General features: G+C 66.8%; 11 protein-coding genes. 10 read left to right on the forward strand and 1 reads right to left on the reverse strand.

All coding sequences use genetic code 11. The features are described from left to right. Positions 1 to 179: 179 nt before the first annotated feature. Positions 180 to 359: a YegP family protein gene (locus ACNJ7E_RS26355; RefSeq protein ID WP_064079937.1), complete on the forward strand. Its 180-nt coding sequence runs from the start codon at positions 180 to 182 to the stop codon at positions 357 to 359. Positions 360 to 410: 51 nt separating this feature from the next. Next, the gene (locus ACNJ7E_RS26360; RefSeq protein WP_418341310.1) at positions 411 to 581 is read left to right on the forward strand and encodes a hypothetical protein; all 171 of its coding nucleotides are present in this window, start codon (positions 411 to 413) and stop codon (positions 579 to 581) included. 11 nt (positions 582 to 592) lie between these two features. Here ACNJ7E_RS26360 and ACNJ7E_RS26365 read toward each other — a convergent pair whose 3' ends face one another. Further along, positions 593 to 1,051, reverse strand: coding sequence for a DUF4190 domain-containing protein (locus ACNJ7E_RS26365; protein WP_418341311.1), 459 nt, complete (start codon positions 1,049 to 1,051; stop codon positions 593 to 595). A gap of 918 nt (positions 1,052 to 1,969) precedes the next feature. Between ACNJ7E_RS26365 and ACNJ7E_RS26370 the strand changes: the two genes are divergently transcribed. The 8 genes from ACNJ7E_RS26370 (at position 1,970) to ACNJ7E_RS26405 (ending at position 22,534) form a co-directional block, all read left to right on the forward strand. Next, positions 1,970 to 2,287 (forward strand): hypothetical protein, encoded by a 318-nt coding sequence (locus ACNJ7E_RS26370; protein WP_418341312.1) that lies wholly within the window; start codon positions 1,970 to 1,972, stop codon positions 2,285 to 2,287. Positions 2,288 to 3,043: 756 nt separating this feature from the next. Continuing rightward, on the forward strand, positions 3,044 to 7,300 hold the full coding sequence (gene pglW, locus ACNJ7E_RS26375; RefSeq protein ID WP_418341313.1) for a BREX system serine/threonine kinase PglW: 4,257 nt from the start codon (positions 3,044 to 3,046) through the stop codon (positions 7,298 to 7,300). Then, positions 7,300 to 10,860 carry a BREX-2 system adenine-specific DNA-methyltransferase PglX gene (gene pglX, locus ACNJ7E_RS26380; RefSeq protein ID WP_418341314.1) on the forward strand — a complete coding sequence of 1,187 codons (3,561 nt, stop codon included), beginning with the start codon at positions 7,300 to 7,302 and terminating at the stop codon, positions 10,858 to 10,860. The genes pglW and pglX overlap by 1 nt, the downstream gene beginning before the upstream one ends. Then, a complete protein-coding gene (locus ACNJ7E_RS26385; RefSeq protein ID WP_418341315.1) occupies positions 10,857 to 12,728 on the forward strand; it encodes a GmrSD restriction endonuclease domain-containing protein in 1,872 nt (623 codons plus the stop codon). The genes pglX and ACNJ7E_RS26385 overlap by 4 nt, the downstream gene beginning before the upstream one ends. Next, the gene (locus ACNJ7E_RS26390; RefSeq protein ID WP_418341316.1) at positions 12,725 to 16,438 is read left to right on the forward strand and encodes a DUF6079 family protein; all 3,714 of its coding nucleotides are present in this window, start codon (positions 12,725 to 12,727) and stop codon (positions 16,436 to 16,438) included. Before ACNJ7E_RS26385 ends, ACNJ7E_RS26390 begins: the two co-directional genes overlap by 4 nt. Further along, positions 16,435 to 19,158 (forward strand): BREX-2 system phosphatase PglZ, encoded by a 2,724-nt coding sequence (gene pglZ / locus ACNJ7E_RS26395; protein WP_418341317.1) that lies wholly within the window; start codon positions 16,435 to 16,437, stop codon positions 19,156 to 19,158. The genes ACNJ7E_RS26390 and pglZ overlap by 4 nt, the downstream gene beginning before the upstream one ends. Beyond that, positions 19,155 to 20,432, forward strand: coding sequence for a BREX system ATP-binding protein BrxD (brxD, locus tag ACNJ7E_RS26400; protein WP_418341318.1), 1,278 nt, complete (start codon positions 19,155 to 19,157; stop codon positions 20,430 to 20,432). The genes pglZ and brxD overlap by 4 nt, the downstream gene beginning before the upstream one ends. Next, on the forward strand, positions 20,432 to 22,534 hold the full coding sequence (locus ACNJ7E_RS26405) for a DEAD/DEAH box helicase (RefSeq protein WP_418341319.1): 2,103 nt from the start codon (positions 20,432 to 20,434) through the stop codon (positions 22,532 to 22,534). The genes brxD and ACNJ7E_RS26405 overlap by 1 nt, the downstream gene beginning before the upstream one ends. Positions 22,535 to 22,614 lie beyond the last annotated feature (80 nt).

Below are 22,614 nucleotides of genomic sequence, written 5' to 3' on the forward strand. Positions count from 1 at the left end.
GCCGAAGCTCGGCGCGAATGCTATCGCATGGGCCTGCCGGGACGGGATGTGGACGCGAGGAGGACACCCCCTGGAGCGCCGTGCGAGCGAGAGTCGTTTCGTTCGCCTGCCGACGCGTGATCGGCGGGCTTACCGTGAGCGTTGTCCGCGACCACCGAATACCATCCCGAGGAGGGGCGATGACGGCGAAGTTTGAGCTGTTCAAGGACACCGCCGGACAGTTCCGGTTTCATCTCAAGGCCGCCAACGGTGAGATCATCGCGGCCAGTCAGGGCTACACCTCGAAGGCGGCGGCGCAGAATGGAATTGCGTCCATCAAAGCTAATGCGGCAACAGCCGCCACCGAGGACCTGACCTGACGCGACGCGCCGAAAGAGAGGACTCACCACCCACCCGAAGACGGTGATCGTATGACTACCCATGACTCCATCCGGCGCTGGGTTGCCGAACAAATGCACCTCGACCCCGCCACGGCCGGGCCGGCCGAACTCGGCCGCCTCGATGAAGTCACCGCGGCGGCAGAAGCCGGATACGTCCGCGCACTGCTCCACCTCCGCGAATACTGCCCGCTGGTCGGATGAGCCAGTCGACCTCACTGTCCGGGTTGCGGGACCTCGACGTTGTCGGGAAGTTTGTCGCGCATCTTGTCGACTTCCTGCTCAATCCGGTCGACCGCCTTGTCGTTGTTGAGGACGGTGACCATCCCGGCGGCGAAGGCAATCGACACAACGATCGCCACCGCGCTGAACGCGATGCCCGCGATCGCGACGCCCTTACCCGTTATCCCCACACGGCGGGCCGCCCGCAGACCAATGACCCCGAGAATCAACCCGACGACGCCCAAGATCAACCCGACCGGGGACAGAATCACGATCAGCACACACACGAAGGCCGCCACCCCGAACGCGAGGGCGAAGGCGGCGGCCGCGCTGGTGCGCGCCGGCTTGGTCACCACCCGCTGCTCCTCAACCGCCACCGGACGCCCGTCGGCCTCGGGCTCCACACCCCGCGGATCATCATTGGCACCGCGTCCGTTCAGTGGTCTACTCATCGCTACCTCCCATGTCCGTCCTCGAGCTGTCCCGCTGCGGTCACCGCGTCCGGGGGCAGGCAACAACCTGCTCGGTGCCCCACGCGACGCTTGCCCGGATCGCACCCGTTCCAACCCGATCACCGGACCGCGCTGTCGCACCCCGCAGGACAGCTGAAGTGCAGACCAGCACCGGCAGCGAGGATGCGCCCCGGCCAGCCTCCCGCGCCTCCACGCAAGGACCGCCGCGAATCGGCGCTGATAACCTGCACACCCGGGCACACCGCGACACGATCCCGCAGCTGGTGAGCCTTACCAGCAGGTACCGCCGACACCAGCGGAGCCTAAGGAGTGAAGCGATTTCTCGCGGGTATCCCTCAGGAACACTGCGCGCGGGGTCGACGGCCTCGCACACAGTGCAGACTCTCGCGCCGGCTCCCCCTCCCGACCCGAGAGCCGCTCGTCATCCGCGAGCCCCCGGTGACCGACCCTCACCCCGGGTTCCGCGGGTGGCCCCGGAACAGGAAGACCCGAGGGTGCCACCCCTCCCGTCCGCTCGGCAACGACTGGCTACGTGCCGCGGAGTCATTGATGTCGCCCGTCGCGCTACGGCACCGAAAAGGGAAGCAGTCGAAGCTATCTTCCCTTCCAAATAAAGCCCTCTCCCTACCTCAATCACGCCGGAATTCACTTCTTCTGATCAGATACACATTTTCTTCTTTTGATCAGTCGTCCAATTGAAATGAAATGGACTTTCGTTCAAATGGAGATCGAGTTCAATTCCAGCATTTATGAAACGTAAGGCGCTCCTCCGTGCGATACGTAGGTAAGCGGGATCGGTGATCTCGTGAATGAGCCGAACGGGTTCGTGACGGCGACCGCCTGTTCACCCTCCCGTTCGCTACAGGAGTCGGGACTCTCAAGGATGAGGTGAGCACGATGAAGAGGAAGATCGCAGTGCGCACGGCCATCGCGTCGGCCGTCATTGCTCCCGCGATCGCGCTCGGGACGGGTACCGCAACTGCGGTGCCGGCACTGAGCGTCGGAGCAACCGGTTCAGGTGAAGTCACTGTCACCGTGCCGCCCGGGGAAAGCTGGACCTGCTTCGGATTCGACTCAGGGTTCAATTTCAAGACCGGCGCCTTCGCCGCAGGTGTAGGCAAGCTGAGCGGCTTCACGAAAGCGTCCAACGTGACCGTCTTCTGCTTCGGTAACCAAGCACCGTTCTTCTTCAACGGGAGCGTGACCGTGAAATGACCCGACCAACGCAACCAGACTCGCCACCGTAGGGAAAGCGTTTCACCTCAACATCGACACCTGAAGACACCGCCCTCTGCTGGCCCTCAGCCATTCGGGTTTGCCCCCGGCCCGGATTTCCGTGTGCCGGGCTCGACGTGAGGTCAGCGGTATCGGCGAAAACCAGGCGGCCGTCATCGAGGGCGACAGCCCACCGGTGCACCGGCGCCCAGTCGTGCCCGCGTTCTTCCGTATCGGTCAGTTCGGCGTAGTCCGCGACGACTTCACCGGTCACCGCCGGTTCCGATCGCCGGCGAACCCGGTCCCGGGCACCCACGGCCACGGCGGGAAGCACCGACTTCTCCGTGCTCTTCCTCTCAGCCATTTCGTCCTCACCTTCCACTCGACGGCAGATCCGGAGCATAAGCATGACCGACGTCGTAGCCACTGGTTACCGACGAGCCACCGCGTCGACGCGCCCCGGGATGGGGGTCCAGAAGCCCGCAATGCGCAATGCGCATTCGACTTCGCTGACCGCTCGTGGCCAACCCCAGGGACGGCAGCAGCGCGACTCCCAGGGCAGTGCGAGTCGGGCCGCTCAGGCCCGAAAACTTCGCGAACGCGGATCACCTCGGACGCCAATCACCTCAGGGGCCGGCCCGGGTGGTGACCTATCCGGCCTCCTCCCACGCCGGGTAACGCGCGGGTGTGGCGTGGCGCTATAGGGAGGGATGGCAAAGTAATGGCAAAAGCAGTGTAGATCGGTGAGGAGCTCAGGTGCAGGACGGCCGGTGGGTCGAGGTCAGCCCCTCGCAGTTCGACCACGAGAAGGAAGGTCTCGACCTCGTCAAGGCGCTGCTTCCTGATGCTCCGCCATTCCGGGCCTGGTCCAACTTCGAGTTCCGGGACAGCCGCGGCCGCTGGCATGAGGTGGACCTGCTCGTCCTGGCCCGCGACACCCTGTACCTCATTGAGCTCAAGTACTACAGCGGTACGCTGCGCGGCAACGATCACGTGTGGACGCGCGGCGGGTATCGGTCCGAGGATTCGCCGCTGCTCTTGACGAGGCGGAAGGCGCAGTACTTTTCGTCGCTGCTCAAGGATCGTCTCGCGGAGCACGTGGGACAGAATCCGCGCGAGCTGAAGGGTGTCATCCCCTACGTGCAGGAACTGGTCTTTCTGCACCACCCCAGCCTGGTGTGCGAGCTGCCGGCCAGCTCCGCGCTCGGCCTGTACGGGCTCGACGGCAAGGAGGCGCACAGCCACCTGCCGGGCATTTCCGAACGACTGCTGGCTCCGCCGCAGCACGATCCTGTGACGGAACAGAAGTCCCTGCTGATCCGCGACCTGATGACCAAGATCGGGTTGGCGCCGCGGCGGCAGCGTGAGCTCGGCTCGTGGGTGATCGACGAGCAGCCGCTCGGCGACGGGGAAGGTTGGCAGGACTGGCCGGCGTTCCACCACGTGGACACCGAACGGCATGCCCGCATCCGCTTCTACCTGCCCAAGCCGGGGGCGAGCACCACCGAGGAACATGCCCGGGTGCGCGCGGTGGAGCATGAGTACCGGTTGCTTGCCCGCCTCCGGCACGACGGTCTCCAGGTGCCCGCCGATGTGGTGAAGGACAAGGAGATGGGCATCGGGCTGGTGTTCGACCAGCCGAAGGCGTTCACCCGACTGGACCTGTGGCTGGCCGACAATGCGACGACGCTGAGCCTGGACGGTCAGCTGGAGTTGCTCTCGCAGGTCGCCGAGACCGTGCAATATGCGCACCGGCACCGGGTGGTGCATCGGGTGCTCAATCCGCGAGCGGTCGCGGTGCGGGAGAAGGGCGGTGCGTTATTGCCGCTGGTCACCGACTGGGACTGCGCCGGGGTGCTGCCTGCGAACGCCGAGACCGGGGTGACCCGACTGTCGGCGGGACCGTTGAGTCTGATGGCGGGTGCGCTCACCGAGCAGGCCCGACTCTTCGCGGCCCCAGAGGGTGGGGCGGCGACGGACCCGGCCCGGGTGGACGTGTTCGGGCTGGGCGCGTTGGCGTTCTATCTGCTGACCGGTGGGACCATGCCGGCCACCGAGCGTGGTGAGCTGATGGACCGGTTGCGCCGCGACCGCGGCCTGGACCTGGCCGCAGATATGCCGCAGGTGCCGTCCGCGCTGCGGCAACTGGTGCTCGACGCGACCCATCCGAGCCCCGCGGAGCGGCTGGCGACGGTCACCGATTTTCTGGACCGTCTCGAGGACACCCGCACCATGTTGGTGTCCGCGGAGGAAGTCGCCGATCCGCTCGACGCCGGCCCGGGCGCCGAGCTGGGTGACGGCCGCTTCGTCTACCAGCGCCGACTGGGCGCCGGGTCCACGGCGGTCGGAATCCTGGTGACCGACCGGAAGGCGGGCGACGCGCAGCGGGTCCTCAAGGTCGCCAAGGACGACGAGGCGGCCCTCCGACTTCACGCGGAGGCGCAGGTGCTGGGCAAATTGAACGATCCGCGGATCGTTCAGCTCAGTTCTGAGGAGGTCGTCGCCGGGCGGGCCGCGCTGGTGCTGCAGTATGCGGGCCGCACGACCCTGTCGGAAGAGCTGGCCGCCAAGGGCGGACGGTTGTCGATCGACCAGCTCGAGCGGTGGGGTGAGGATCTCCTCGGCGCGGTGATGGCGCTTGAGCGGGCGGGTGTTACCCACCGCGACATCAAGCCGTCGAATCTGGGTGTGTGGTCGTCGAGCCAGCGGGCCGACACTCACCTGGTGATGTTCGACTTCTCGATGGCCGGGGTGGATCCGCGCAACATCGAGGCCGGCACCCCGCCGTATCTGGATCCGTTTCTAGGACAAGGCGGTCGAGCGCAGTACGACAGCGCCGCCGAACGATACGGCGCTGCGGTGGTGCTGTTCGAGATGGCCACCGGCGACGCGCCGCAGTACGGACCGGATCCGCAAGCCAACCCGGCCACGGTGGACGACGACGTGACGGTGGTGCCGGAACGGTTCGATCCGGCAGTCGCCGACGCGCTGACCCAGTTCTTCGTGGGCGCATTATCGCGGCGCGTGGAGCTGCGGTCGGATACCGCCGAAGACATGCTGCGCGCCTGGCGCGCGGTGTTCACCGAATTGGACGAGAAGCCGGTACCCGTCGATACCGCGGGCACCGCCGAGCAGGCCACCACGGCCACCAACCTGACCGCAGCGGGGTTGACGGCGCGCGCCGTGTCGGCACTCGGGACGCTCCAGGTGACCACGGTCGGGGAACTGCTGGCGCTGGATTCGACCAAGCTGAACCGCCTACTGGCGAAGGAGGCTCGCGGCACCCGCACCGAGATCCGCGACCGCTACCGCGAGTGGGCCAAACGACTCGGCCGTCAGCAACGCACCGCCCGCGGCCAAGCCCTGCTGGGACTGGACGAGGCGGTGGCCATCCTGCTCGCCGCGGTCGGCAAGGGCAGAGCCGGCACCAGGCGGGCGGCGGCCGCACTACTACTGGGCACCACGTCCGGATTGGACGCGTTCGCCAGTGGGCACGAGCTGGCCGATGTGCTGGGCAAGACCCACCAGCGCGGACATCAGTTGATCAAGGAGCTGCAGTCCGACTGGGCGGAGAACCCGGCCACTCGGGAGTTACTCGACGAGATCATCGAATCGGCGCAACAGGTGCTGGCCGATTCCGGGGGGGTGGCAGCGATTTCGACGTTGACCGCCGAGATCCGGGGGCGGTTGCCGCAGCCACCCGCCGACGATTCCGATGCCGCCGCGCCCGTGCTTGCGGAACGCGCCGCCGCCGGACTGCTCCGGGTCGCGTTCGACCGGCTCACCGAACACGAGGCCGTCGAGGGCGCGAAGCGGTTGCTGCGCCGACGCCACGACGGGCGCCTGGCCCTGGTCGCGACGGACGAGCTGCTCCTGGCCGCCGCAGAATCCGCGGCCCGCCGCGCCGACGAGCTGGTGACGACGGCCGACGTGGTGGTTGCGTCGCCGACTGCGGCCAGGGAAGTGCGGGCCGCGTTCACCGCCACCTACCGCAACGCGGCGGGCCCGCAGGCGCAGGTGCCGTTGCCCCCCGACGCACGGTTGGTGCGCCTGGCGGCGGCGGTGTCGCGTCGGGCGGCGGTGTCGGGCCGCGGGGAGCTGCACGCGCGCAGCCTCGGCCCCTCAGAGGCATTGCGCCTGGCGCTGGCCGGGCTGTCACAGGCCGAGTCACTCGCCGCAAGCGAGGTACGGGCCCGGGTGGCGGCCCGGTTCCCGGAACTGGATCGACTGCCTGGCCGGCCGGCGTTGGACACGATGATCGACCGGGCCGGCATTGGGCTCCGCTGGCTCGACGGTGCCTACCGTTACCCGGACGCCACCCCGCCGAGCGCGACGTCGCTCCACACCCGCGCGGTCACCCACACCGGGGGCGCCTCGCCCGGCCGCACAGGCGACGCGTCTTCGGTCGCCGCAGCCGCGCAATCGGGCTTCTTGCAGGAATCGTTGCGAGGGAATGGCTTCGTCACTGTAGGGGTGCCGGTGCGCCGGCCCGGCGATCACCTGCAGGTGGCACGCGGGCTGGCGGAGAGCTTCGACGGGCAACTCGTCGACGTCACCGGCCGGATCATCGACGCGATGCACGCCTTCACCCAGCAGCAGGGCATCGGGTGGGAGCGCGTCCGGAACGCCGACGCCGCCGCGGAGGGCACCAAGGATGCGCGCGGACTGCGGGCGGTACTCGATCGGGTGTTGCCGCAGGTGATCGCGGACCTCGAGGCCGAGGTATTCGTCAGCGCTGCGTCCGAGGCCACGCAGGCCGATAAACAGCCGCGTCCGTTGATTCTTACCGAGCTCTCGCCCCTGGCCCGCTACGGCTGCCTGGATGTGCTCGCCCGGCTCAGTGACCTGTCGGCCCCGCGCCTTCGGCCGGTGTGGGCGGTGGTGCCGCAGATGCGCGGGCAGACCGGGGCTCTGGTGGATGGCAAACCGATTCAGCTCGGAGTGCCGGGTGGACAGTTCGTGATGTGGACGGCGTCGGATCTTGCCGATGTCGATGTGGAGAGGGTGCGCTGATGGCGGGTATCGACGGTCTGGTGGCGGCGCTGCGACGGCAGGTGATCGCACTGGAGGATGACCTGCGGGCCCGTGTCGACGGCGCCGACCCCGACACCCGTCAGCCGGGTGTGGTCGATCGGTGGCAGGCCGAGCACACGCACGCGCTGAAGGCGCAGCGGACGTCGTCGTCGTGGCAGGCGTGGCGCGACGAGCGGGTGACGCAGGCGGCGGTGGCGTGGATGTTGGTGACGGTGTTCGCCCGGTACTGCGAGGATCACCGGTTGGTGTCGCGGCAGTGGATCGCCGGCCCTGATGCGGATGGCCGCCAACAGGCGCTCGATGCGCGGCGCGCCTACTTCATCGAGCATCCGGATCACACCGACCGCGAGTGGATCGAGCAGGTGGTCGACCACTTCGCCGGCTTGGATGCGACGAAGGGCCTGGTCGACGAGTATTCGCCGCTACATCAGGTGGCCCCGTCGGGTGACGCGGCGCGGGCGCTGCTCGAATTCTGGTGGGAGCAGGACGATTCCGGGGCGCTGCGCTGGATCTTCGACGGTGTAGACACCCGCTTCCTCGGTGACACCTATCAGGACATCTCCGAGTCCGCGAAGAAGACGTATGCACTGCTACAGACGCCGGAGTTCGTGGAGGAGTTCATTCTCGACCAGACACTCGAACCAGCCCTAGCCGAGCGTCCGCTTGAGGGTTTCACAGTGATCGACCCGACCTGCGGCAGTGGCCACTTCCTGCTGGGCGCCTTCCACCGACTGTTGGAACGCTGGCAGCGCGAGGCTCCTGCAATGGGACCGCGAATGCTGGTGCAGAAGGCACTCGAAGGCGTCTACGGGGTCGACATCAACCCCTTCGCGGTGGCAATAGCCCGATTCCGACTGATTGTGGCGGCGCTCGACGCGAGCGGTGACAAGTCAATTGAAAAGCTCATCAACATCGACCTGAACCTGGCGACCGGTGATTCATTGCTGTGGGGCGCTCAACAGCAAGCCATCGCTGACGACCTGCTTACCATCGGCGTTGGTGAGTTTGCGCTCTCCGTCGAGGATGCAGCTGCACTCAAAAGGATCCTGAGACGTGAACATGATGTGGTAGTCGGCAACCCGCCCTACATCCAGGTCAAAGATAAGGCCGCAAATGGAACTTACCGATTGCTGTACTCGACCTGCCACGGCAAGTACGCCCTCACGGTGCCGTTTATGGAACTGTTCTTCGATCTGGCTCGTTCGGTCGCGTCTGGAACCAGACCAGGGTGGGTCGGCCAGATCACGTCAAACTCTTTCATGAAGCGCGAATTCGGCTCGAAGCTTATCGAAGAGTTCTTGTGGACCAAGGACCTTCGGCGTGTGATCGACACGTCGGGTGCTTATATTCCAGGGCACGGAACGCCGACTGTAATCCTGGTAGGACGGAATTGTTCGCCGGTGGGTGACACGGTCCGCGCGGTGCTGGGGATCCGGGGCGAACCAGGTCGTCCGGAGCACGCGTCCAAGGGCATCGTCTGGTCGGCAATTACCGAGTACATCGACGAACCGGGTTTCGATAATGGCTGGATCAGCGTGGCCGAACTCGATCGCGCGGTTCTCCGAGGACACCCTTGGAGCTTGTCGGGCGGCGGCGCCGTTGAAGCACTTCAGCGAATTGAGACAGGGGCGACCTCGAAACTTAGCGACACAGCAGATTCGGGCGTTTGTGCCGTCGTTGGTGAAGAAGAGCCCTATGAACTGCCGAGTTGGTCATCGTTGCCGAAGCGCCAATTCGTCGACGGTGATCTAATTCGCGATTATTCACAATCGGGCTATTATAGGTACTGGCCGTATATCTCCACATCAGTTGGATTCAAAATCGATCGAGATTATTCAGCGCCGAATGAGCTATGGCCGTACAGGACCACGGTTCGCAACTACCTGTGGTTCGGGAAAACAAAGGACCAGCGGGGGCAGGTTTGGACTGAATACGGACACCTCCATAAGCAATTCTCGGTCGCAGATCACCTAATCACCTTCGCTTTCGTCGCTACGCACAACCATTTTGTGTTGGACCGTGGCGGGAAGGTGTTCAAGCAGTCGGCGCCGGTAATTAAGTTGCCGGAGGGGGCCAGTGAGGACGACCACCTGCAACTGCTCGGTGTGCTGAACAGTTCTGTAGCCTGCTTCTGGCTCAAACAGAACAGCCACAACAAGGGAGAGGGCGGCGGCGCCAGGGTCGATGCGGGATACGCCGCGCGGGGTGAGCCGTGGCGCGAAAGTTACGAGTTCACCGGAACCACCCTCAAAGACTTCCCGCTTGCATCCGCCTACCCGCTGACCCAAGCCCGTATCATCGACACCCTGGCACAGGAACTCGCCACCCACACCCCAGCGGCGGTCGCGGCCGAGACAGTGCCCACCGCTGAAGCACTGGAACTGGCGCGCAAAGAAACCGAGCGCGTCCGCGCGTTCATGGTCGCGCACCAAGAAGAGCTCGACTGGGAGTGCTACCGGCTTTACGGTCTCATCGACGATGATCTCACCTATCCCGGTGAACTCTCGGGACTCCGTTCCGAAGAACGTGCCTTCGCGATCGACCTGGCACGAGCGGTGGAGGACGGCGCGGACACCTCATGGTTCCGGCACCACAACCACAATTACACCCCCATCACTGAGATCCCCACCCACCTCCCCGCCGACTACCAGGCCCTCATGCAGCGGCGCCTCGATGCTATTGCCGCCAACCCGAGCCTGCGGTTGCTTGAGAAGCCGGAACACAAGCGGCGCTGGGCCGTCGAACCGTGGGATAAACGCGTCACCGAAGCCTTGCGTGACTGGCTCCTCGACCGCGTCGAAGACCGGACCTTGTGGTTCGACCGGGACGACCGCCCCACCCCGCAGAGCGTGTCCCAACTCGCTGACCGCCTCGACCGCGACCCCGATTTCCGGGCCGTCCTCCGACTCTGGGCGGGCAGCACCGAAACCTCCACGGGCGCCGCTCTCGCGAAACTCCTCGACGGCGAAGGCGTGCCCTACCTGGCCGCACTCCGCTACAAGCCCGTCGGGCTCGAGAAACGGGCGGCGTGGGAGCACACCTGGGCGCTGCAACGCCGCGAAGATGCCGGTGAGAAGCTCGATGCACCCATCCCCGTGCCGCCGAAATACAAGCCTGCAGATTTCCTGAAAACGTCGTATTGGTCGCGGCGCGGCAAGCTCGACGTGCCCAAGGAACGGTTCGTCGCCTACCCCGGCGCAGGCCGAATCTCCGACACCACCGCACTTCTCGGCTGGGCCGGCTGGGACCACGCCGAGCAGGCTTTGGCGTTGGCCGCGCTGATCAGCGACCGGATCGAAGAGGGCTGGGAAGCGGACAAACTCACCCCGATGTTCGCCGGCCTCGCGGAACTGCTCCCGTGGGTGGAGCAATGGCACGGCGAGATCGACCCCGACTTCGGTGAATCCGTCGCCGACACCATCGCCGAAGAACTGCGCTCGGGATGCGCGCAGATCGGCGTCACCGTCGACGAACTGAACGCGTGGCGCCCACCCGCAGCGACCCGCGGCCGCACCAAGAAGGAGAGCGCCCCGGCATGAGCAGCATCACGCCGTACTATCGGACCATTACTCAGCTGCTGCAGAGTCGCTCCTTCGCAATCGACGAGTACCAGCGTGAGTACAAGTGGGAACGCGAGAACATCGAGGAACTTGTCTCCGACCTGCTGGGAAAGTTCGAGACCTCTTACCGTGAGGGCGACTTACCTAAGAAGGCGAGCGAGTATGCGGACTATTTCCTCGGGTCCATCATCGTCACTAAACGCTCTAACAAGAGTTACCTTGTCGACGGTCAGCAGCGAGTTACCTCCCTCACCCTGTTGCTCATCTACCTGTACCGTGCGGCGAAAGAACGCGGACTCGGTGTTGCTTCAACCATCGAGCCGCTGATCTTTTCGGACAACTATGGTGAGCAGAGCTTCAACCTCGATATCACCGAACGTGTCCCGGTGATCCGCGCCTTGTTCAACGGCGAGACCTACAACGCCGACGGCAAGGAAGAGTCGATCCAGACCATCCTTGCGCGCTATGAAGACATCACCAATATCGATCTCGCGGGTCAACTTGGTGACGCGGTCGCGACCTTCGTCTACTGGCTGATCAACAACGTCGGCCTCATCGAGATCTCCACCGACACCGACGGACATGCCTATTCCATCTTCGAGACGATGAACGATCGTGGCAAGCCGCTCAGCCCGGTAGACATGCTCAAGGCGTACCTGTTGGGGCCGATCGACACGGAGGACGGTCGGACGACCGCCAATCGCGTCTGGAAGAAGACCGTTCTCGACCTCATCTCGTGGGCACCGGACCCCGACGCAGAACGAGACGCAGCCTGCATCAAAGCCTGGCTCCGCTCGCAATATGCGAACAGCACCCGTGATCGCAGGGCGGGAGCAATTGACAAGGACTGGGAACTAATCGGCACCACATTTCATCGTTGGCTCCGCGATAACGAAGGCCACGTCGGCGTCGGCGATTCACAGCACAACCTACGAATCATGACCGAAGAGTTTCCCTTCTTTGCGCGGGCGTACCAAACGATCCTGGCCGCCAGCCGCACCTACACGGCCGGCTTGGAGTCGGTCTTCTACAACGCGCACAACGAATTCACCTGGCAGAGCACCGTGCTTCTTGCGCCGCTCACAGTCGATGACGACGACGAGACCGTTCGGCGAAAGATCGAGGTGACAGCCGCCTATCTCGACATCTGGCTCATGCGCCGCACCGTCAACTACATCCGCGTCGGTTACTCGAGCGTCAGCTACGCAATGTGGTCACTGTGCAAGGACATTCGCCGCAAGCCCTTGCCCGACTTGATTGACCTTCTCGTCCAGAAACTGAACCAGGACGATGCGACGTTCGAAGGTAGCCCGAACCGAGGACGCGAAGGTATCGCGGATTGGCGATTGAACCAGTTCAGTCGACGGTACATCTACCACTTGCTGGCACGAGTTACCGCATTCGTCGATGTCGGCGCCGGCAAGGCCGATCAGTTCGATAAATATATCGACCGCAAACAGAAGAACCCGTACGACATCGAGCACATCTGGGCTGACAAGTTCGAGCGGTATCAAGAGGAGTTCGGAACCCGCCAGGACTTCGAGACGTGGCGTAATGAGGTGTCAGGATTGGTTCTGCTGCCTGCCGATGTCAATCGCAGCTACCAGGACAAGCCCTTCGAGCAGAAGGCGCCGCACTACGCAAAGCAGAACTTCTATGCCGCGAGCCTGACCCGCAGCGCCTACCAGCATCAACCGCAGTTCGCGCAGTTCTGCGCGGCCGAAAGCCTCGCGTTCACACCGTACGAACACTTCGGCAAAGTCGAGCAGAAGCAGCGGAGCGAACTCGTTCTGGCGCTGGCCAACAAGATCTGGTCTCCGAGTCGGATGGAGGAACTTCGTCCATGACCACACTGCTACGTGACGTCATCGACATCGCCGAACGGGCCGGCAGCGAAGACTATGTGCTGCGACTCACCGACAGCACCGACGACGACCAGCACATCCGCGACGCCCTCGACGCCTACGTGCTCACCGACTCGCTGCAGGAGAACTTCGAGCTGGCACTGAACCTGGTGGCAGACGGGTTGACCCACAACAAGTCCCGTGCGGCCTATCTCACCGGCTCCTTCGGTTCCGGTAAGAGCCACTTCATGGCCGTGCTGTACGCGCTACTCGGCAACCACCCGGCCGTCCGCGTCCCCAGGTACAAGAAGCTCACCGGCAGCTACGACGGCTCGCTCGCCGGGAAGAAGATCCTGCGGCTCACCTATCATTTGCTCGGCGCGAAATCCCTCGAAGAAGCGATCTTCAAGGGGTACGTGCAGCAGATCGCCCGGCTGCACCCGCAGGCGCCGCTGCCTTCCGTGCACATCTCCGACAGTCTCCTCGCGGACGCCGAGAACCTGCGGCGCAATATGGGCGACGAGAAGTTCTTCGAGGGGCTCGGTGGCGCTGGGGGCGACGACGAGTGGGGTGGGCTGATCGGCGCCTGGGACCTGGCCGGCTACCAGGATGCGCTCGCGTCGTCCCCGGAGGATCCGCGCCGCCGCGAATTGGTGTCCGCCCTGGTGGAGGCGTACTTCGGGTCGTTCACCGAGCAGGCCCGTTACGTGGACCTCGACCGTGGGCTGGTCGCGATCTCCGAGCACGCGAAGACCCTCGGCTACGACGCGGTGGTGCTCTTCCTCGACGAGCTGGTGCTGTGGCTGGCGTTCTCGGTGCGCGACACCGAGTTCTTCGCCCGCGAATCACAGAAGATCACCAAACTCGTCGAATCGTCCGGCACCCAGCGAGCGCTGCCGCTGATCTCGTTCGTCTCTCGGCAGATGGACCTGCGCAAATGGTTCGCCGACGCGGGCGCGTCCGGCGCCGAGCAGGAGGCGCTCGACCGTGCGTTCCACTACCAGCAGGGCCGCTTCCAGGAGATAGAACTCGGCGACGACAACCTCGCCGAGGTGGCGCACGCACGGTTGCTGCGCCCCAGGGACGAACCGGGCGCGGAGGTCCTCGACGAGGCGTTCCGCTCCGTCAGCCGCACCGCCGACGTGTGGGACGTGCTGCGCGACAGCATGAACACCACCGACGAGCACCGCGGCGCCTCCGAACGGGAGTTCCGGCTCACCTACCCGTTCTCACCCGCACTGATCGCCACCCTGCGGAGCCTGTCGAGCGTCATGCAGCGGGAACGCACCGCGCTGAAGGTGATGCAGCGGATGCTCGTCGACCGGCGCGACACCCTCACCGTCGACGATCTCATTCCCGTCGGCGACGCCTTCGACTACATCGTCGAGGGCAACCAGCCGATCGACACCCACGCGGGCACCATGTTCAAGGCCGCGCTCGAGCTGTACCACGGCAAGCTGCGCCCGCACCTGCTCGCCAAGCACGACCTGACCGAAGAGCAGATCGCGGACGACCCCGACGCCGCGCCGGCCGGATTCCGCGCGCACGAACGCGTGGCCAAGACGCTGCTGCTCTCGGCGATCGCCCCGAAGGTGCCCGCGCTGCGCGACATCACCGCCTCCCGCCTCGCCGCCCTCAACCACGGGTCGATCAAATCTCGGCTGCGCGGTGGCGAGGCCCGCGTGGTCCTCGGGGTGGTCCGCGAATGGGCCAAGGACGTCCCCGAGATCACCGTCTCCGACGGCGCGAACCCGATCATTCGCGTGCAGCTCGCCGACGTCGACTACCAGTCGGTGCTCGACCGGGTCCGCGGCGAGGACAATCCCGGCCGTCGCCGGGTGCTGCTGCGCAAGATCGTGCACCACGCGATCGGCATCACCACCGCGCAGGACGATCTCGGCGGCGCCGCCACCCGCAGCGTGTATTGGCGTGGGTCGCGACGGGAAGTGGACGTGGTGTTCGGCAACGTGCGCGACGCCGGCTCGGTTGCCGAGACCAGTTTCGACAACCGGCCCGGCACCTGGCGGTTCATCGTCGACTACCCGTTCGACGAACAGAACTTCTCCACCGCCGACGACATCGCCCGGATCGACCGGATCCTCGCCGGCAGCGGCGACCGGCACACGGTGGTGTGGCTGCCGAAGTTTTTCTCCGGCAAAGCTATCGACGATCTTGCGCTGCTGGTCAAGCTGGACTGGCTGTTCACCGGCAGCGGTGACCGCTGGCAGGAAAATTCCGATCACCTCTCCGTGACCGATCGGGCGCAGGCTCGCGGCATCCTGGAGAACCTGCACCGCGGCACCATGACGGGCTTCGAGATGCTGCTCAAACAGGCCTACGGCATCGAGGCGACCGATCCGAAGATGTTCGTCGACGACCCTGGGCACACCGAGGTGCTGGTGTCGCTGAGCAAGGACTTCCAGCCCAAGCTGCCCGCGGCGCTCACCCTGCAGGACGCGTTCGAGAAGATCACCGACCAGGCGTTCTCCGCCACCTACCCGTCGCATCCCGAGTTCACGCCGGCGATGGAGGAGATCACTCCCCGCCAGTTCGAGGTGGTCCGCGGCTATGTCGAACAGGCATGCACCCAGTCCGAGGGCCGCGTTCTCACCCAACCGGGCGGCGAACGCAAGACCGTTCAGCGCATCGCCGGACCGCTGCGCGTCGGCAAGGCCACCGAAGACCACTTCCTGTTCGGGGAGGAACAGTTCGCGTACTGGGCGGGCGAACTGGACCGCGTCGCCAACCAGGCCGGGCCGGGCACTGCCATCCACGTCGGTGTGCTGCAGCGGCACATCGACACCCTCACCCCCGCATGGGGCCTGCGGCCCGAGGCACGGGACCTGGTGATCGGCGCGTGGGCGCTACTGCGTAAACGCGCCTGGTTCGAGGCCGGAGCCCCGATTGCCGCACCCCCGCTCGGGCGGATGCGGGAGAACATCGAACTGCGCGCGGAGGAGCTGCCCGAGCAGCGCGCGTGGGAGGCGGCCAGGCTGGCGGCCACCCAGCTGTTCGGCTACACCCTCGCCCGCACCTACCTGACCGGCGCCAACGTGGCCGAATTCGCCCAGCAGGTGCGGGTTCGCGCCGACAGTCAGCGAGCCGCACTGGCCGAACTGATCGACCGGCTCGGCGCGGCCCACCACGTACTGGACCTCGACACCACCGACACCGACCGGATCACGGCAGCCCGTGCTCTGCTGGCAGCCCTCGACCGGTTGGCGCAGACCGGGGGCAATGTCGCCACCATCGACGCACTCGCCGACCTGGAACTCCCGGTCGGTGGTGAAACCGCGGGCCGGATGCTCGCCGAGGCGGGTCGCGATAGCCGCACCCTGCGCGGCTTCAAATGGCCCCTGCTGGACAAGGTCGCCGCGGGCGCGTCCCGCGGCGGCGAGCGGGCAGAAGCGGCACGAGCGATCCTGCGTCGACTGCGGGAAGCAGTGTCCATCCCTGGGCAGGCGCTCACCGAGGAACTCGCCCGCGGCGAGGACCAGGTGGTCGAGTGGGTGGTCGGGGAAGCTGAACCGTCCCCCACACCCACACCGACCCCCGAGCCCATACCGAAGCCGGAGCCCGCGACAAGGCCGGTCACCGATCCGGAGACCGTCGAACTCCGCGGTCGGGGCGACATCGACGACGTGTCCGCCCGGCTACGCGCCGCCTTCGACAAATACGGCTCGCGGGTGCGGGTCACCTGGTGGGTCGAGTGAGCACGCTCGCCGCCACCCGGCCGATCATCGACGCCAAGCTCGCCAAGGCCGCCGAGAAGCGGCACCGGCACGGGGTGCTCGGGCTGCGCGCCGTGCCCCGCTGGGACGGCGGCGAATTCAGCCACGACGGCACCCGAGTCACCGTCGTGCCGTGCCCGTCCACGCTCGCCGTGTGGGAGGCGCTGCACTCGCGTGCCGACGGGGAATGGCTGGTCATCCTCACCCCCATCGAAGAGGACGAGCTGGGCACAGGTGTGCTCGCCCACCTGCTGGAGGGGAAGCTGCTCACCCCTGACCCGTGGGATGCGCTGCGCAGTACCTTCTCCGCCACCACCATCGAGCCGGCGCTGTACCGGGTGGCGAACGACCGCGCGTTGGCCACCGGCCTGCTGGCCGTGCTGCCCACCTCCGCCTACACCCCGGCGCCGGGCGGGGTGCTCACCCGCACCCACGCGATGTCCGCCGTGGCGCGCGGGGTGCTGGGCGTCACCGACGATCCGGCCACCGAAATCGACACCCTCGCGGTGCTCGAGTGGAGCCGACAGCCGACAGCCGCCGACGCCTACGCGCGGCTGGCCGCCGAGGGTGGGCCGGAACTGGCGGCGTCGCTGACCGGTTGGCTCACCGGACGCGCCGGCCGTCTCGGTCCCGCCGTCGCCGCGTTGCTCGCCGCGGATAAGATCGCCGACCTGGTGCCGCTCGGTCTGCTCGCCGGTCTGCTCGACCCCGAGGTGCCCGGTGGGCAGTTGGCGCTCGGCAAGTTCCAGGGCACGTTCGGGCTGCACCGGCTCGGTGCGGACGATCTGCGTGGCTGGTACCAGGATGCGGCGGCACTGGTCACGGGACCGCTGACCTCCCAGCAGTGCCAGAACGTGCTCGACGCCGCGGACCGCCACGTGCGGGCGCTGGGCATCGAGCCGCTCGCCGGCCGCTCCGAGCTGCTCCCGCAGGGTCTGCACTCCCGGATCACGGTCCTGGCCGATCAGATCGACACGGCCCTACCCCCCGGCCCGGTCACCACGCTGCCCGCGATCCCCGCCGATCTGGCCGGCATCGAGTCCGCGTGGCAGGACGTTCAGCGGCATTTCCTGGCAGCAGAGGACCCCACCTGCCGCGCCTACGCCGCCGCGGTCCGGCTGCTGCGCTGGCTCGCCGGACCGGGCGACCATGGCGCCTCGCTCACCGCACTGACGCAGCGGCACGTCGACGTCGACGCGTGGGTGGACTCCGCCTTGGGTGCGGTGCGCCGGGGCGCCGACCTCCCCGCCAACGTCGCCACGCTGCGCCGGGTCATCGAGACCGTCACCGGGCTGCGCCGCACCCGCGACCGCGCCTTCGCCGCAGCCCTGGCCGACGCGCCGCACCCCGAACCGCTCGTGGTCGAGGATCTGCTCGCCCGCGTGGTGCTGCCGCTCGCCGGGGACCGGCCCACCCTGCTGCTGGTGCTCGACGGGCTGTCCCAGGCGGTGGCCACCGAGCTGATCGGCGTCGCCACCGACACCGGATGGACCGAGGCCGGTGTGCTCGGCTCCACCCGACGCACCGCGGCGCTGGCCGTGCTCCCGACACTCACCGGACGCAGCCGCTGCTCGCTGCTCTGCGGTGAACTGCGCGAGGGCACCGAACAGGCCGAGCGGGCGGGGTTCCTCGACAGCCTCCGCAAGGCCGGCCTGCAGGCGGCGTCCGGTGTCCCGGACCCGATCTTCCACAAGAAAGCGCTCGACTCGATGCCCGCCGGCGCCGCCCTCGCCACCGATGTCGCCAACGCCGTCGCCGACACGGAGGGCCGACCACTCGTCGCGGCGGTGCTCAACTACGTCGACGACACCCTGCACCACACCGACCCTGGCCGCACCGACTGGACCGTCGACACCATCACCCACTTGCGTCCGCTGCTGAAAGCGGCGAGGGCGGCCGGCCGGGCCGTGGTGATCGCGTCCGATCACGGGCACGTCATCGAGCGGCGCGAAAGCACCAAACGGGACCGCGACTCCGTGTACGGACTGCGCGCACACGGCGACCTGACCGCGGTCGCCGACGACGAGGTGCTGGTCCGTGGGCCGCGGGTGCTCACCGATTCCGGGGCGGTGGTGCTCGCCGTCGACGAGACGGTCCGCTACGGCCCCGTGCACGCCGGCTACCACGGTGGTGGTTCGCCCGCCGAGGTGGTGACCCCGGTGATCGTGCTGCACACCGGCGACCGCCCCTCCGGCCTGAGCGAACTCGATTCCGTGCAGCCGGACTGGTGGCACGCGCCGGTCGTCGACACCGCGACCGTGGCGGCCGCATCCTCGGGCTCGGGGTCCGCGTCGGCAACGGTCACCGTCCCCGTGCCCCGATCCCGCCGCAAGACGGCCACGCAGGAACCGAGCCTGTTCGACGAACCGGCCGCCACACGGCCCGTTGCTCCGGGGCGGTCGGTGGCCGACGAGGTGTTGGCCACCGCCGTGTTCCGCGACCAGTTGCGACTGGCCGGCCGGATCGCGGTGAGTGAGAACCAGATCCGCGGCCTGCTCGCCGCGTTGCTGGCCGAACCCTCGCGCGAGCTGACCCTGCTGCGGGCGTCGTCGCTGCTCGGGATCGGCACCGGTCGGGTCGGCGGCGCACTGCTGCAGATCAAACGGGTGCTCGACGTCGAGGGCTACGAGGTGTTGCTGCTCGACGGCGCGGTGCGAGTGGACGAGGCGGCGCTGCGCGAGCAGTTCGGGATCGGCTCGTGACCGCCGTGTCGCCGCGTCGGCGACGGGAGATCCTCGACGCCCTGCGCCGCGGCACCGTGCCGTCCAACGGCCTCGATCAGTTGGCCGTCGGGCTGGGCAGATTCGAGACCGAACTCGACGCCGAACTCGCCGCGGTAGCTGGCGGCGGCGCCATGTTCAAGGCGGTGCGCGGTGACTACGGCTCCGGCAAGACGTTCTTCGCCCGCTGGCTCGCTGACCGCGCCACCAAGCAGGGGTTCGCGATCGCCGAGGTCCAGGTCAATGAGATCGACACCCCGCTGCACAAGCTCGAGACCGTGTACCGGCGCAGTATCGAATCGCTGCGCACCGCGTCGATCCCCCCGAGCGCGCTGCGCCCGATCCTCGACGCTTGGCTGTTCACCATCGAGGACGACGCGCAGCAACAGGGCATCGAGGTCGATGCCCTGCTCGAACGACGCCTCGCCGACGTCGCCACCCGGGCGCCCGTGTTCCCGATGGCGATCCGCGCCTACCGGCGGATGATCGCCGAGGGCGACAACGACGGGGCCGACGGGCTGGTGGCCTGGCTGGGTGGGCAGCCGCATGTCGCCGCCGCCGTGAAGCGGCGCGCCGGCATCAAGGGCGACCTCGACCACTTCCTCACTCTCGGGTTCCTGCGCGGTCTGCTCGCCGTGCTGGCCGACGCCGGCAACGCCGGACTGCTACTGGTACTCGACGAGGTCGAAACCCTCCAGCGGGTGCGCAGCGATGCACGGGCGAAGGCGCTCAATGCGTTGCGACAGCTGGTCGACGAGGTGCACGACGGACACTTCCCCGGCCTGTACCTGCTCATCACCGGCACCCCGGCCTTCTTCGAGGGCCGACAGGGCGTGGCGCTCCTGCCGCCGCTGGCGGACCGGCTGCACACCGATTTCTCCCGCGATCCACGCTTCGACAACCCCCGCGCACCGCAACTGCGGCTCACCGGTTTCGACCTCGACAAGCTCGTCGAACTCGGCGGAAGGGTCCGCGAACTGTTCGTCAGCGGGATCGACGACGCCGACCGTGTTCGCGCCGTTGCCGACGACGCGTTCCTGCGACGCTTCGCCGGCGCGGTGGCAGGCAAACTCGGTGGACGGGTCGGCATCGCACCGCGGCTGTTCTTGCGCAAACTCGTCGACGTTCTCGACGTGATCGAACTGCACCCCGACTTCGACCCGTACACCGACTACGAAGTCTCCATCGCCCCCACCGACTTGCTCGACGGGGAACGCGAAGCCGTCTCGGCGAACGATGTCGACCTGGAATTGTGATGCCGACGGACGATGTGGGCGACGCCTTTTCCCGATTGCACCCTGGCGTGCAGTACCACCTTGTGAACACGCTCCGCTGGGACGGACTGCGTCCCACACAGGCCCAGGCGGTCGGACCGATCCTCGACGGACGTGATGCCCTGGTCATCGCGCCCACTGCTGGCGGCAAGACCGAGGCAACGATATTCCCGTTACTGTCAGCGATGGCCACCGAAGAGTGGCAGGGAGTGTCGGTCCTGTACGTGTGTCCACTCCGGGCGCTGCTGAACAACCTACAGCCGCGGTTGCACCAATACTGTCAGTGGCTCGGCCGCTCGGCCGCCGTGTGGCACGGCGACGTGGGGCAGTCCGCGCGGAAACGGATACTGCTGGATCGGCCGGACGTTCTGCTGACAACACCCGAGTCGCTCGAGGCGATGCTGGTGTCCACCAAGGTAGATCCGGGCGTGTTGTTCTCCGGTCTGCAGGCAGTGGTTGTCGACGAAGTCCACGCCTTCGCCGGGGACGACCGGGGCTGGCATCTGCTGGCCGTGCTGGAACGGCTGTCCCGAGTGGCGAGGCGTGAGGTGCAACGCATCGGGTTGTCCGCCACCGTCGGCAATCCAGAGGAATTGCTGAGGTGGCTGCAGGGCAGCTTCATCGAACGTAAGCGGTCGGTCGTGGCCCCGTCGGCGCCCGTTGCGGCGGCGACGCCCGACATCACCGTCGACCACGTCGGCTCGATCGACAACGCCGCCACCGTCATCGCCGCATTACATCAGGGTGAGAAACGTCTGGTGTTCGTCGACAGCCGTCGCCGCGCCGAGGAACTCGGGTCCGCGCTGCGTGAGCGGGGCGTGCAGACCTTTCTGTCTCACTCCTCGCTGTCGGCCGCCGAGCGTCGTCGTTCCGAGGAAGCATTCGCAGATTCGCGCGACACGGTGATCGTCGCGACCTCCACCCTCGAGTTGGGCATCGACGTCGGCGATCTGGACCGGGTCATCCAGATCGGTGCACCGCGCACCGTCGCGTCGTTCCTCCAACGGCTCGGACGAACCGGCCGGCGCTCCGGAACCCGACGGAACTGCCTATTCCTGTGCGTCGACGAGGACGCGGTGTTGTCGGCGTTGGGGATGCTGGAGTGTTGGTCGCGCGGGTGGGTGGAGCCGGTCACGCCGCCGCCCTCCCCGCGGCATATCGCGGCACAACAGCTAATGGCGCTGTGTCTGCAGGAGCACCGAATCGGGGTGAATCGCTGGCGGGAGTGGTGGGGCGCCCTGCCCGTATTCGACGAGGCGGCACCGGAGATACTCGACTTCCTCTGCGCTGAAGGGTATTTCGAGCGAGATGGCGACTTTCTACATATCGGGCCCGAGGCGGAACGCCGGTTCGGCCGGCGCTACTTCTCCGACCTGACGGCGGTGTTCAGCGCGCCCCCCGAATTTCTCGTGCTCGCCGGACGGGCCGAAGTCGGCACGGTCGGCACCGACCTGCTGATCGAGGAGGTTGAGGGCCCACGGGTGCTGCTGCTCGGCGGACGATCTTGGAAAGTGACGCACATCGACTGGCAGCGTCGGCGATGCTTCGTGGAACCGGTCGACTCGGGCGGCCGGGCGAAATGGTCGGGGCTCGGTGGTGGTGTGTCGTTCGAGATCGCGCGCGGAATGCGATCGGTGCTGTTGGGTGCCGACCCCGAGGGGGTGATGTTGACTCGAAGATCGGTAAACGTGCTGACGGACCTGCGGGCATCGTATGCCGACGCGGTGGACGCCAACCGGTTGGTGTTGGCACTGCCATCGGAGAGCGCGGGACGCTGGTGGACCTGGGCGGGAACTGCAGCCAACCGAAGTCTGCAGGCGTCTCTACCCGGTCTGGTGGACCCCCGGCAAAGGTTCGACGAGCAATCGCTCCGATTGCTGCCCGGCGTCACGGTGGCCGAGGTGTCGAATGCGCTGGCGTCACCGGAGTGGCGCCCACCTGAGGTGAATCGTAACGCCGTGACCGGTCTGAAGTTCTCCGCCGCTCTTCCGCCTGGGCTCGCGGAATCGACCCTCGCGGAACGGCTTGGCGACCTTGTCCATGCGAAAATCGTCAGCGCGGAGACCCGCATCATCCGGAGATAACGACAGTGCCTAGCTCGACGTCGAGTATGAACGCAAGCAGAAGCATCATCCGAGCCATGCTGATCGAGAAGCCCCGGCGC

Source organism: Rhodococcus mengyinensis (assembly GCF_048381435.1).
GTDB classification, from domain to species: Bacteria; Actinomycetota; Actinomycetes; order Mycobacteriales; family Mycobacteriaceae; genus Rhodococcus_F; species Rhodococcus_F opacus_D.

Coding starts and splice junctions, on each gene's coding strand:
- ACNJ7E_RS26355 (WP_064079937.1), top strand. CDS start 180: ATGACGGCGAAGTTTGAGCTGTTCAAGGACACCGCCGGACAGTTCCGG.
- ACNJ7E_RS26360 (WP_418341310.1), top strand. CDS start 411: ATGACTACCCATGACTCCATCCGGCGCTGGGTTGCCGAACAAATGCAC.
- ACNJ7E_RS26365 (WP_418341311.1), bottom strand. CDS start 1,051: ATGAGTAGACCACTGAACGGACGCGGTGCCAATGATGATCCGCGGGGT.
- ACNJ7E_RS26370 (WP_418341312.1), top strand. CDS start 1,970: ATGAAGAGGAAGATCGCAGTGCGCACGGCCATCGCGTCGGCCGTCATT.
- pglX (WP_418341314.1), top strand. CDS start 7,300: ATGGCGGGTATCGACGGTCTGGTGGCGGCGCTGCGACGGCAGGTGATC.
- ACNJ7E_RS26385 (WP_418341315.1), top strand. CDS start 10,857: ATGAGCAGCATCACGCCGTACTATCGGACCATTACTCAGCTGCTGCAG.
- ACNJ7E_RS26390 (WP_418341316.1), top strand. CDS start 12,725: ATGACCACACTGCTACGTGACGTCATCGACATCGCCGAACGGGCCGGC.
- ACNJ7E_RS26405 (WP_418341319.1), top strand. CDS start 20,432: ATGCCGACGGACGATGTGGGCGACGCCTTTTCCCGATTGCACCCTGGC.